The organism is Acinetobacter sp. CIP 102136 (genome assembly GCF_000369685.1).
GTDB classification, from domain to species: Bacteria; Pseudomonadota; Gammaproteobacteria; order Pseudomonadales; family Moraxellaceae; genus Acinetobacter; species Acinetobacter fasciculus.
The window spans coordinates 212,063-224,841 of record NZ_KB850140.1; the positions used below are offsets into that span (position 1 = coordinate 212,063).

10 protein-coding genes and 1 pseudogene are annotated in these 12,779 nt (G+C 41.0%); 8 read left to right on the top strand and 3 right to left on the bottom strand.

Annotated features, from left to right (window positions below; translation table 11 throughout):
- Positions 1-128: 128 nt before the first annotated feature.
- Positions 129-2,348 carry a DNA topoisomerase IV subunit A gene (gene parC / locus F893_RS01195; protein ID WP_005249653.1) on the top strand — a complete coding sequence of 740 codons (2,220 nt, stop codon included), beginning with the start codon at positions 129-131 and terminating at the stop codon, positions 2,346-2,348.
- Positions 2,349-2,498: 150 nt separating this feature from the next.
- Positions 2,499-4,175 (top strand): long-chain-fatty-acid--CoA ligase, encoded by a 1,677-nt coding sequence (locus F893_RS01200; RefSeq protein WP_004644897.1) that lies wholly within the window; start codon positions 2,499-2,501, stop codon positions 4,173-4,175.
- Between the two features lie 52 nt (positions 4,176-4,227).
- Here the strand turns inward: F893_RS01200 and F893_RS01205 are convergent, their stop codons facing one another.
- Positions 4,228-4,608, bottom strand: coding sequence for a hypothetical protein (locus F893_RS01205; RefSeq protein WP_005108436.1), 381 nt, complete (start codon positions 4,606-4,608; stop codon positions 4,228-4,230).
- A 100-nt stretch (positions 4,609-4,708) separates the two neighbouring features.
- On the opposite strand from F893_RS01205, the gene F893_RS01210 reads away from it, so the two are divergent.
- Positions 4,709-5,107, top strand: a complete 399-nt coding sequence (locus F893_RS01210; protein WP_005249654.1) for an MAPEG family protein — start codon at positions 4,709-4,711, stop codon at positions 5,105-5,107.
- 117 nt (positions 5,108-5,224) lie between these two features.
- Complete coding sequence (ppa, locus tag F893_RS01215; RefSeq protein ID WP_004281037.1) at positions 5,225-5,761, top strand: inorganic diphosphatase; 537 nt, start codon at positions 5,225-5,227, stop codon at positions 5,759-5,761.
- A gap of 95 nt (positions 5,762-5,856) precedes the next feature.
- Here the strand turns inward: ppa and F893_RS01220 are convergent, their stop codons facing one another.
- The gene (locus F893_RS01220; RefSeq protein ID WP_005249655.1) at positions 5,857-7,203 is read right to left on the bottom strand and encodes an OprD family outer membrane porin; all 1,347 of its coding nucleotides are present in this window, start codon (positions 7,201-7,203) and stop codon (positions 5,857-5,859) included.
- A gap of 596 nt (positions 7,204-7,799) precedes the next feature.
- On the opposite strand from F893_RS01220, the gene F893_RS01225 reads away from it, so the two are divergent.
- On the top strand, positions 7,800-8,534 hold the full coding sequence (locus F893_RS01225; RefSeq protein WP_004732532.1) for a TorF family putative porin: 735 nt from the start codon (positions 7,800-7,802) through the stop codon (positions 8,532-8,534).
- A gap of 47 nt (positions 8,535-8,581) precedes the next feature.
- On the opposite strand, the pseudogene F893_RS01230 reads toward F893_RS01225, so the two are convergent.
- Positions 8,582-9,235 (bottom strand): annotated as a pseudogene (locus F893_RS01230) (ATP-binding protein); the annotation flags it as partial.
- A gap of 114 nt (positions 9,236-9,349) precedes the next feature.
- Between F893_RS01230 and F893_RS01235 the strand changes: the two are divergent.
- Genes F893_RS01235 through F893_RS01245 form a run of 3 tightly spaced genes read left to right on the top strand, consistent with a single transcriptional unit; the run spans position 9,350 to position 12,779 of the window.
- Entirely contained in the window at positions 9,350-10,045 is a 696-nt protein-coding gene (locus F893_RS01235) for a heteromeric transposase endonuclease subunit TnsA (RefSeq protein ID WP_004756440.1), read from the top strand.
- Positions 10,042-11,931, top strand: a complete 1,890-nt coding sequence (locus F893_RS01240; protein WP_004756438.1) for a Mu transposase C-terminal domain-containing protein — start codon at positions 10,042-10,044, stop codon at positions 11,929-11,931. Before F893_RS01235 ends, F893_RS01240 begins: the two co-directional genes overlap by 4 nt.
- The gene (locus F893_RS01245) at positions 11,928-12,779 is read left to right on the top strand and encodes a TniB family NTP-binding protein (protein WP_004756436.1); all 852 of its coding nucleotides are present in this window, start codon (positions 11,928-11,930) and stop codon (positions 12,777-12,779) included. Before F893_RS01240 ends, F893_RS01245 begins: the two co-directional genes overlap by 4 nt.

Consider the following 12,779-nt stretch of genomic DNA (forward strand, 5'->3'; position numbering starts at 1 on the left):
GGATATTTTTAGGCCATAAGACACAAATTGTCGCGCTGAACGATTTGATGCCCTTGTGTCATCTACAGCCACGACTTAGCATAAGAAACATTGATACAAAAACGAATTATTTAGGACTATAGGTTGTTATGACAAGCCTTGCGCATCATGCGACAGAAAACCGCTCCGTAGCAGAATTTACCGAACAAGCTTATCTGAATTACGCCATGTACGTGATTATGGATCGGGCACTCCCTCATATTAGCGATGGCCTGAAACCGGTACAGCGCCGGATTGTCTATGCCATGAGTGAGCTGGGCCTGAAATGGACCAGCAAACCAAAGAAATCGGCACGTACAGTCGGTGACGTACTGGGTAAATACCATCCGCATGGTGACTCGGCCTGTTATGAAGCCATGGTGCTGATGGCACAGCCCTTTAGTTATCGTTACCCGTTTATTGAAGGGCAGGGCAACTGGGGTTCACCAGATGATCCAAAGTCTTTCGCAGCGATGCGTTATACCGAAGCCAAGCTTTCCCAGTACAGTGAACTATTACTGTCTGAACTGGGACAGGGCACCTGTGAATGGCAGGACAACTTTGACGGTTCGATGAAAGAACCGGTGAACTTGCCGGCACGTGTACCGAACATCTTGCTGAATGGCACCACTGGTATTGCTGTCGGTATGGCCACAGACATTCCACCGCATAACCTGCGTGAAGTGGTCAAAGGTACGATTGCGCTGATTCGTAATCCGAACCTGACCGATGAAAAAATCGCAGAATATATTCCTGCGCCAGATTTGCCGACCAAAGCTGAAATTATCACTCCGCCTGCTGAGCTGTTAAAAATTCAGACCACAGGTCGTGGCAGTTATCGCATGCGTGCGGTCTATAGCGTCGATAAAAACGAAATTATTATCACGGAACTACCGTATCAGGTGTCAGGTTCCAAAATCATCACCCAGATTGCCGATCAGATGCAGGCCAAAAAACTGCCATTGGTCAGCGATGTACGGGATGAATCGGATCATGCCAATCCAACCCGTTTAGTGATTGTCCTGCGTTCGAATCGTATTGATGCCGAATCGGTGATGAGTCACTTGTTTGCCACCACCGATCTGGAATCCAGTTATCGTGTCAATATGAACATGATTGGTGCCGATGGCCGTCCACAGGTGAAATCGATTCGTCGTATTTTACTGGAATGGATTGAAATCCGTAAAATCACGGTAACACGCCGTCTGCAATATCATCTGAACAAGATCGAAAAACGCCTACATATTCTCGGCGGTCTGATCATTGCCTATCTGAATATTGATGAAGTGATTCAGATTATCCGTGAGGAAGATCAGCCAAAGCCGGTACTGATGCAGCGTTTTAATATTGACGAAATTCAGGCTGAAGCGATTCTGGAACTGAAATTGCGTCATTTAGCCAAGCTTGAAGAAATGGAAATGCGCCGTGAGCAGGAAGAACTGGAAGCGAAAGCGGCAGTGATTCGTGAACAACTGGCCAATCCGGAATCTTTAAAAAGCTTGATCATTTCTGAGCTGAAAGACGATGCCAAGAAATTTGGCGATGATCGCCGTTCGCCAATCGTACAGCGTGCCGAAGCTGCTGCAATTAATGAAACTGAAATGTTGCCGGCCGATCCGGTAACGGTGGTGTTATCAGAAGCTGGCTGGATTCGCTGTGCCAAAGGTCATGAAGTCGATGCAGAAAATCTGAATTTCCGTGCTGGTGATCAATACTTGAGTCATGCACAGGGCAAATCCAATCAACGCGTTTATGTATTAGATGACACTGGGCGTAGCTATGCCTTGGCCATCAACACGCTGCCATCTGCGCGTGGTCTCGGCGAACCACTCAGTTCAAAACTGTCTCCAGGCAGCGGGGTAGGTTTTAAACAGGTTCTGGTGGCAGAGGATGAAACTGAAATTCTAGCAGCAAGCAACAAAGGCTATGGCTTTAAAACCCAGGCCAAGCAGCTGGATACCAGTGCCAAAGCCGGGAAAGCTTTCCTGAATTTATCTGAAGGGGCAGAGGTCATGAACCTGCAGCCACTCGAAGATGCCACACATGTTGCACTGCTCAGTTCAGCAGGACGCCTGTTGATTGTCGATTTAGCAGAATTACCTGTACTGAACAAAGGTAAAGGAAATAAATTGATACAACTTGAAGGTGATGAACAAATTTTGTCCATGACAATATTGAAGCTTGATGAAATAATTCAAGTGCTTGCAGGACAACAGCAGTTAAAATTAAAAGGGGATGATTTGCGCAAATATATCGGTAAGCGCGGTGCAAAAGGACAGCTTTTACCACGCGGATATCAAAAAGCAAATAAACTGTTGATTCAAAGATAAGACTAGCATCCATCCTGCGAAATACGTTATATATGAACAACGATTCAACAAGATGGATGCAATATCGCACATATACAAGTCTAAAAATGGCGTGTGATATTGAAAAAAACAGTTGAAATACTAAGGATTATGATTGGAGAGATGGCCATTATGGAAAAAATTTGGTTTGCTGAATACCAAAAAACAGGGATTCCAGAAACAGTAGAATTACCAGCAGAAAATACTTCTCTAGTAGATATTTTTGAGCGTAATTTCCAAAAATTCGGCTCGCGTGATGCCTTTATCTTTATGGATAAGGCAATGACTTTCAATGAATTGGAAGAGGCGAGCCGCAAGTTTGCAACTTATCTACAAAGCTTGGGGTTGGCAAAAGGTTCACGTGTGGCAGTGATGATGCCAAACGTTCTTCAGTATCCAGTCGTGGCACTTGGGGTGTTCCGCGCAGGTTTGGTATTGGTCAACGTGAATCCACTCTACACATCGCGTGAACTTGAGCATCAATTGAATGACTCAGGCGCTGAAGTACTGGTAATTATTGAGAACTTTGCTTCTGTTTATCAAGCGATTATTGGTAAAACACCAGTGAAACATGTCGTGGTCGCTTCTGTCGGTGACATGCTGGGTGCCTTGAAAGGCACACTGGTGAACTTTGTATTGCGTTCTGTACGCAAGCAAATTCCAGCTTGGGATATTCCAGGCCATGTGAGATTTAATGCGGCGTTATCTAAAGTTAATCCAAGTAACTATAAACGCCCTGAATTGACCCTGAGCGATACAGCAGTTCTTCAGTACACAGGGGGTACGACGGGTGTATCTAAAGGCGCTGAACTGACACATCGTAATTTGGTTGCGAACATGCTGCAGTGTGACGGTATTTTCCAGAGTAAATTTGGTGCGCAAGATGGTCAGCCAGATGACCGTATTTTCTGTGCCTTGCCGCTTTATCATATCTTTGCATTCATGGTATGCGCACTTTACGGTATGTACAAAGGTCAGGCGAACGTTCTGATTCCAAACCCGCGTGATTTACCTGCGGTGATGAAAGAACTACGTAAATATCAACCGACTTTCTTCCCGGCAGTGAATACACTGTTCAATGCGCTGGTAAACAATGAAGAGTTTAAGCAACTTGATCATAGTAAACTGAAAATGGCGATGGGCGGCGGTATGGCCGTACTTCCTTCTACTGCAGCAGCATGGAAGAAAGTTACCGGAACCAATATCGTTGAAGGCTATGGTTTGTCTGAAACTTCTCCGGTGGCAACAGCAAACCCACCTGCGTCTGAAGAATTCAGTGGCACTATTGGTATTCCATTACCATTGACTGAAGTGGCTATTCTGGATGATGAAGGCAATGAAGTTCCACTGGGTGAGCAAGGTGAAATTTCAATCCGTGGTCCTCAGGTCATGAAAGGCTATTGGAACCGTCCGGATGAAACTGAAAAAGTCATGGTGAATGGCTTCTTCCGTACCGGTGATATCGGTGTCATGGATTCACGTGGTTATGTGAAAATTGTAGACCGTAAGAAAGACATGATTTTAGTGTCTGGTTTTAACGTCTATCCATCTGAAATTGAAGAAGTTGTAGCAACTCATCCAAAAGTACTGGAAGTGGCTGCGATTGGTGTGCCAGATGAAAAATCGGGTGAAGTGCCAAAACTGTTTGTCGTGAAAAAAGATCCGTCTTTAACCACAGAAGAAGTTTTAGCATTCGCTAAAGAAAACCTGACCGGTTATAAACGTCCACGTTATGTCGAGTTTATGGATGAATTGCCAAAATCAAACGTAGGTAAAATCCTGCGTAAAGATTTACGTAAAACAGCCTAATACCTATAAGAAAAAAAAAGCGCCGTCAGGCGCTTTTTTTGATTTGGACTTTTTATTTTTTCATTAACCAGCGATCAAAATAAGGACGACCTACACCAACTACTCCCAAGAAGATAAACATGGTGCCAAACTGGCGAGTAAATCCGGTTTGATTAAAGCTGCCATAACTTAGAATGTTATCGACCAAGCAATACACCAGAATCGCGACCAGCCAGTGCCAGAGAGGCATACGCTTGATACCGACGAAATAAAAGGCAATCCATAAAATGGCAAAGGTGAAGATTGGTGACCAGATATTCATATTGGCACAAATGACAGCCATCAGAAATGCCACAATCGGTAGGACAATTTTTAATACGCGATCCACTTGACGTTGATGCTGGCGTTGTTTCTCGAGGACATCGAACATTTCATTTTGATCAGGCGCGACCATAGTGAATCCTTAACAAGTAATAAAAAGCACTCTATTTAACAAAATTTATTCACGAAATGCCATGCTATGATAGAGATAAAATTTTCATGAGAAAAAACAGATGCACAGCATTAGTGGGATTATTTATCTCATTTTGGCCGCTTGTCTTTTGCCTTATGTGTTTACATTGATTGCAAAAAAATCAGCAGGCTTCAGCAGCAAAGACAATCAGAACCCACGGGCATTTTTAGAAAAGTCTTCAGGCTTGGCCAGTCGCGCGAATGCTGCCCAGCAGAATAGCTTTGAAAGTTTGCCACTCTTTATTGCTGCTATTCTAATGGCGGAATATATGGTGGTGCCGCAAAGTGTAGTGATGACTTTTGGTGTAGCTTATCTGGTTTTTCGTGTGTTGTACGGAATCTGCTATTTGGCCAACTGGGCGACTTTACGCTCTATCGTATGGTTGCTCTCGATGTTATGTCCGGTAGCTTTATTGCTGCTGATCATCAAGTTGGTTTAAGTCATCAGGTCTGCGGACATATTTACAGTTCGATATTTTAAAATCCAAAAAAATCTTTAAAAACCGTTATAATTGTCGCGGTTTTTTAAAAGATATAACTTGTTAAAGAGTGATGCTATGAGCTACAGCAATATCCCAGCGGGTAAAGATGCGCCAAACGATATCTATGTGATCATCGAAATTCCTGCAAATGCAGCACCAATCAAATACGAAATCGATAAAGATTCTGATGCGTTATTTGTAGACCGTTTCATGGGTACAGCAATGTTCTACCCAGCAAACTACGGTTATGTACCAAACACACTATCGCTTGATGGTGACCCATTAGACGTACTGGTTGTAACACCTCATCCAGTAGAGCCAGGTTCAGTCATTCGTTGTCGTCCTGTCGGTAAATTGAACATGGAAGATGACGGTGGTGTTGATGCGAAACTGGTTGCAGTTCCACATGACAAACTGACCCCAATCTACAAAGATGTTCAGGAATATACTGATCTTCCTCCATTGTTGATCAGCCAGATCGAACATTTCTTTCAGCACTACAAAGATTTAGAGCCAGGAAAATGGGTTAAGTTAAGTGGTTGGGAAGGTGCTGATGTTGCGAAACAAGAAGTACTGGACTCAATTGCTGCTTATGCAGAAGCAAATAAATAATTGCTTTTTGTTGTCCAGGTTTTAACTTTTTAAAGCCTGGAATAAAAAAACCTGCACAATGTGCAGGTTTTTTTATGGCTTGAAATTCGTGTGAATTAGAATAATTTCACAGGAATGTCTAACCAGATACGCCATTCATTAGTGTCACCAATGTAGTTTCCGTATTGGTATTCATCACTCGCACGGTAGTATGAGTGACGTACACGTAAGCTGGTATCTTTAGCAAAACCAGATTGAACTGTATATTTTACCTGATTAAAGAATTCACGTTCTTGAGCATCACCAGTGATTAATTGAGAGCGATCATTTTGATTAGCAACATCAATATCCCAACCATATACAAATGCAGAAGTCCAAGATAGGCCAGGAACATTCATTGCACTGAAATCGTAAGTGTATTGAAGCTGTGCTGATTTTTCATCATTACCAATGAAGTCAGACAGGTATGAGTTCGGCATATAAATGGTTTGATGACCATCACCTACACCTTGACCTAAACCATAGTCATAACCTGTATTACCTGTATTTTGTTGGTAAGCTAGCATGACATTGTGTGGGCCTTTATTATAGGTCGTAGAAATTGCCCAAATATTGTTGCTTAACTTATTTAGATCATTTGTGGTATGCGAATAAGTGTATGCACCACCATCTGACTTTTTATCCCAATCAGTATGATAGCCACTAAAGTCATGAGTTAAAGTACTACCATTCGCCAATGCATAATTATAGTTTGCATTAACATAATGACGCTCTAGGCGGTCTTTAATGTCTGTACCATAGTAAGAAGCATTAACTGCATCATTAAATTTGTATTTTGCACCCCAAACTACTGCGCGCTCCAATTCATTACCATCAGATTTGATCTGGCTTGAACGCTGGTTTTCAGTAAATTTACCAGCAACGAGGCTTAAGTTTTCGATTTCATTACTTTCAACCAATACACCTGTAAAGTATTCAGGTACTAAACGCGCAGTATTGCTTGCAAGTACAGGTAAGTCTAAAACCTGAGTACCATAAGTAGCAGTCGTGTTTGAAACACGTGCTTTTACATATGCGCCGCCACGTGCCCAATGATCATAAGCTGAACCATCCGGATGTTGAGGAATCATGTCATTACCGGCATGTGCATTTTCACCCAATTTGAAAGATGCATCACCGATAATACCGGCACCAAAGCCGACTACACCTTTGGTAAAACCAGAGTCTAATTTAACGATCGCAGTCTGAGCAGCTGAACTTGTATCATTAACAACTTCACGTGCACCGGTTTGATTGTTGTTATAGTTTGTTTTATCGCGGTGCAAATAGCCGGTACGGAAAAGTACAGAACCTTCTGCGTCTTCTACAAAACCTTTCGATTCGCTTTGCTCGCTAGCGAAAGCGGTAGAAACCAAAGCAGCCTGAATCAAAACTGCTAATGTTAATTTTTTTGAATTTTGCATTGGGAAGAGAGCCTTATACAAATTGATCGGAATTTTTTAGGAATTGTATAAGAATTGCTGAAAAAATGTCATTTTTTATTGGATATATTCCACTAAAGTTTAGATTTTTTTAACTCAAATTAAACAATAGCAAGGATTTGATATGATTAATTTCTGACCTATCGGTAAAAAGTGAGTAAAAACATAATCCTATTGGAAGATATAAATGATATTTCTGAAGTAGTGAAATAAACATGATCAGCTTGTTTATTTTAGAATGTGCAAAAATTTGATCAAAAATTACGCACTATTTTTTAGCACAAATTTTAGTCATTCTAAAAATAGAATCAAAATGGGGCAAATTGTAAATGATTATGTATAATTATTAAAAAAGTGAAGAAATACCCTTAAATACATTTATTTAAGAGAAAGCCTAGATAATTTAGTTTTTCATAATTTAAATTTTAATTTAAAAACAATGATTTAAATTTTATTTGTCTTTTTAGATTTATTATTTTGGTTCCTTTTATCCAGATTGGCATAGCTCTTGCAAATTTTGAGCTTGAGTTTAATCAATGATCATAAAAACGTCTCAGACGATCTGGGGGAGCCACACAATGAAATTAACATTAAAAGTATTATCTCTTGCTTTATTGGGCGCTGTATCTTCTTTTACTTTTGCCGAAGAACCTGTTGCTGAACATACGGTATCTGGAAATATCAGCGTACTTTCGAGCTATAACTTGCGTGGTATTACTAACATTCCTGAAAATAGCGGCGCTACCTTACAAGGTGGACTTGATTATAACCATGCGTCTGGCTTCTATGCAGGTTGGTGGGGATCTACGCTAGATTACCCTTTGTCTGAAGAAGGACGTGATGCTTTCGAAAATAACTTCTATGCTGGCTATAGCCATGCAGTCAATGATGACTTAGGTTTAACGATCGGTACGACCTACTATTATTATTATGAATCTGATGTCAATTCTGATGGATTTGAGCTGTTACTGGGTATGAGCTATAAAGATTTGGGCGTTACAGCACAAACTCTTCTTGAAGATACTACTTGGGGCAATGCAGGTGATACCTATTTAAAAGCTACTTATAGCTATGCTTTACCACAAGATTTCAGCTTGGATACAGCTTTAGGCTTATACGCTTATGAAAAATCAGGTGACTTTATTGAAGGAACTACAGAAAGTTTTGGTTTCCGTCATTTTGACATCGGTTTAAGCAAGCCACTTGGTGACACAGGTGTAACTGCAAGCATGAATTATATCTTGGGTGGTTATGATCGTTTTGATGAAAAACAAAAGAATAAAGTCGTATTTGGACTCGGTTATAGCTTCTAATCCTCTTTAGATAAAAAGGCGACCTTAGGTCGCCTTTTTTTAATGATCTAAATCTGCTGCTGCCCGCGATAAGACAGGGCCTCCGAAAGATGCTGACTTTGAATATCTGGACTTTGATTTAAATCGGCAATGGTGCGTGCAACACGCAAGACCCGATGATAGCCGCGCGCTGATAAATTCAGTTTTTGCTGAGCCATTTCAAGCATATTCTGAGCAGACTGATCTAATGCGGCATATTGCTCTAACTGCTTTGGACTCAAACTCATATTCAAGGTATTTTGCCGTTGCATCTGAATTTCATAGGCTGCAATGACGCGTTGTCTAACCGTTTCTGAGTTTTCTGTAGGTCGATTGTCCTGTAATTCATGCGCTTGTAATGGCGGTACATCAATATGCAAATCAATCCGATCCAGCAACGGGCCTGAAATCCGGTTCTGATAGCGTTTAATACTTTCGGGTGAACATTGGCAGCGGATATCTTGATTGAATGCATACCCACATGGACATGGATTCATGGCAGCCACCAACTGGAAATTAGCCGGAAAGGTAATTTGGCGTGATGCCCGGGAAATGACGATTTCCTTGGCTTCCAAAGGCTGACGTAGAACCTCCAGCACTTTGCGGTCGAATTCAGGCAGTTCGTCCAGAAATAAAACCCCTAAATGTGCCAGGGTAATTTCTCCTGGCTTGGGGTGTGAGCCGCTGTCATTTCCAAAGAACTATGCGACAATATGATTTAGGCTCAATGACTTAGACCCCATTTTACAAAGAACTATGCGACAAATTTTATAAAGAACTATGCAACGGAACCTAGAATGAACAATCAATCATGCGACACCGTTAACATCGTACCAGCTCGAAGAAAAATTGGTAATACACGCATTAGTGTATCTGGTTTATACCCTTTTAAAAAAGATTCCGCAGTGGCCTTTGAATCAACATTGGAACGCGATTTTCTCATTCGATTAGAGGTTGACCCTAATGTTCTTGCTGTTGAGTCTCAACCCTTTACCATTGAGTATTTTGATAATGGACAGAAACGAGTTTATACCCCTGACTTTCTCGTAACTTATAAGCATGATGATTTTCTTCCATTTATTGCACCTAAACTGGTTGAAGTAAAACCTATAGATGAATTGCAAGTTAATTTACATTTATGGAAAGCTAGATATCGTGCTGCCATGAGGGTATGCAAAGAAGAGGGTTGGAAATTTCATATTGCACATGAGGGTCGGATTCGGGATCAGTTATGGTCGAATGCCATGTTTTTACAAAAGTACCGAAAGATGGAATTTCCTCCTGCCGATTCAATGCACCTATTGGCTTATGTGAGAGATCGAGGAGCCGTAACTTTTGAGACTCTATTAGCCAGACATTTCCTTGGCAAATGGGACAGAGCAAATGGAATTAGTCAAATTTGGTATTTAGTTGCTCATGGTTATCTGGTTTGCGATTTAAATGCACCTTTACAGCCATCTACTGAACTTTGGGTAAGTGGGAGTTTGTCATGAATGATAGACGTGTGAATATCAAAATAGCTGCTGGGGAGCCTGTTCAGATAAAAGGGATTCCCCATACGATTATTGAAGTCATTGACCTGAAATCAGTTTTTGTTGAAAACAATAATACAGGTAGGAAAAATGTTGCGGCTATCAGTGAATTAAGGCCGTCAATAGCTGTGGAACAACATGAAGATCTAGAGCTCATCGCTGATAAAGACTGGATTGAGGCTGAAAGGCGTTTCAACATCATCCGTCCTTTCATTGAGGGAGGTGTGAGTGGTCGTAAGGAAGTAGAATTACGTGCTCAGGAACATGATATAAATCCAGCCACCATATATAGATGGTTAAAAATTTATAAAGCATATGGAACTATTGATGGATTGCGACCTAGAAAAGAGGGATTGCCACAAGGCAAGAAGATAATTAATAAACATGCTGAAGCAATCATTGAAAAAGCCATCAACGATTTATACCTAACTAATCAAAGAATAAGTGTTCAAAAAGTTGTACTTGAAGTGAAACGCTTATGTCATGAATACCATATCCTAGAGGTGCCTCATGCCAATACAGTAAGAAATCGTATTGCAGCGATTAGCCAGAGAGACTCTCTTCGTAAGAGGGGGTATAAGGAAAAGGCCGATAACAAATTTACACCTGCCGCAGGGAAATTCCCTCATGCTGATTATCCACTTGCCGTTGTACAGATTGACCATACACCCGTTGATCTTATTCTGGTTGATGATTTTAGCAGGTGCCCTATAGGACGACCTTTTCTTACATTGGCAATTGATGTGCGTACAAGGGTAGTTGTGGGATATTACTTATCATTAGATGCTCCCTCTGTTATGTCGATTGCAATGAGCGTTTCTCAAGCTGTACTGCCCAAAGAGAAATGGCTAGCTTCGCGCAAGATTCAAGCTGAATGGCCTGTCTGGGGAATTATGAACACCATTCATGTCGATAATGGACCTGAGTTTCACTCAGAAACTTTCAGAAATGCCTGTATGGCACATGATATTCGTCTGGAATACCGACCAGTTAAAAAACCACGTTTTGGTGGGCACATTGAACGTTTGATGGGAACATTTGCAACGGATATTCACGCAGTTCCAGGAACAACTTTTTCAAATATTTTTGAAAGAAAAGGCTATAACTCAGATACGGAAGCAGTTTTCACATTTTCCGAATTTGAGGACTGGCTAATTGATTTTATCTGTAATGTTTACCACAAAAGAAAACACTCTGCTTTAGGTACTTCTCCACTACATGCTTTTGAGTTGGGTATCTTTGGCGATAAAAACACGTTAGGTTCTGGAGCTGCCAGATTGCCTGCAAATGATCATAATTTCTTTCTTGATTTTCTACCAAGTTTTGAAAGGACGATTCAAACAACAGGTGTAACAATTGATGGCCTTGCTTATTATGCTGATGTATTAAGAGGTTGGATTAATGCTGTAGACCCCTATAATCAAAAGGAAAAACGTAAATTTATCTTTAGGCGTGATCCAAGAAATATTAGTGAGATATGGTTCTTTGATCCCGAAATCAAAAATTATTTTAAGGTACCTTTAGCGGATCAAAGTATTCCGCCATTTAGTATTTGGGAACACAAAAAGATTCAGGAACTAAAGAAGGAAACTGGCGAATATCTAAAAGATCATGAACTTGGACAGGCTCTAGCTAAACTTAGGGAACGTGTTCAGGAAGCAAGCACTAAAACTCGACGGGCTCGCAGATCACGTCAGCGCAGTACCCAACACCAAATGAGTGTTAACCCTGCATCAATTCAGGGCAAAAAACATCAACAAGAGAGTACGATTTTGGAGCAACAGCTTGAAAGCGTATATGGTTTATTGCCTCTCGATGAACTGGAAAATGATGAGGATATTTCATGAGTAACTATTCACATGTTTTTCAAGAGTTTCGCCCTATTGTGGAACAGTCTATTGAGGACAGGCTCTACTTCCTGGAAGAGGACCGATGGATTGGGTATCCAGCAGCCAATGACTTACTAGACCAATTGAAAGGATTCCTGACACTTCCGAAGCGGAGCCGTATGCCCAACTTACTGGTATTGAGTAAGCCAAATAATGGTAAGACCTCAATTATTAATCAGTTCTTTAAGCTGTATGGGGAGGGTCATATCAATGCAGAAAATAATGCAGTAAAACCTGTAATTATTGTGCAGGCACCTGTTTCACCTGATGAAAAAGCTTTGTATATGGCTATTCTTGATAAGTTCTGGGTTCCCTTTCGAGAAAGAGACCCCGTTGCGAAGCTACGTTACCAAGTGGTCCATTGCCTTAAACTTTACGAGGTAAAACTCCTCATTATCGACGAAATGAATTCTTTATTATGTGGCAGCCCGATTAAGCAAAGAACTGTAATGAATGCAATTAAGTATTTGTGTAATGAAACACAGATACCCATTGTCGGGTTTGGTACAGAAGAAGCGATTAGTGTCCTGCGTACTGATCCACAGCATGTAAGTCGTTTTCGTGTGGTTAATTTGCCCTTATGGAAACTAGATAAGGACTTTCAAGCCATGGTAAATAAGTTTGAAAAAGTTCTTCCACTCAAACAGGCTTCAAAACTAGCTGAGCCAGCAACAGTAAAATATCTACATGATATTACCGATGGAAATTTAGGTAATCTGCGAACGATTTTACGGGAAGCTGCAAAGAAAGCTATTGTTTCTGGTCAGGAGTTTATCGACCGTAGCTTACTAGAAAGTGTGAAATAA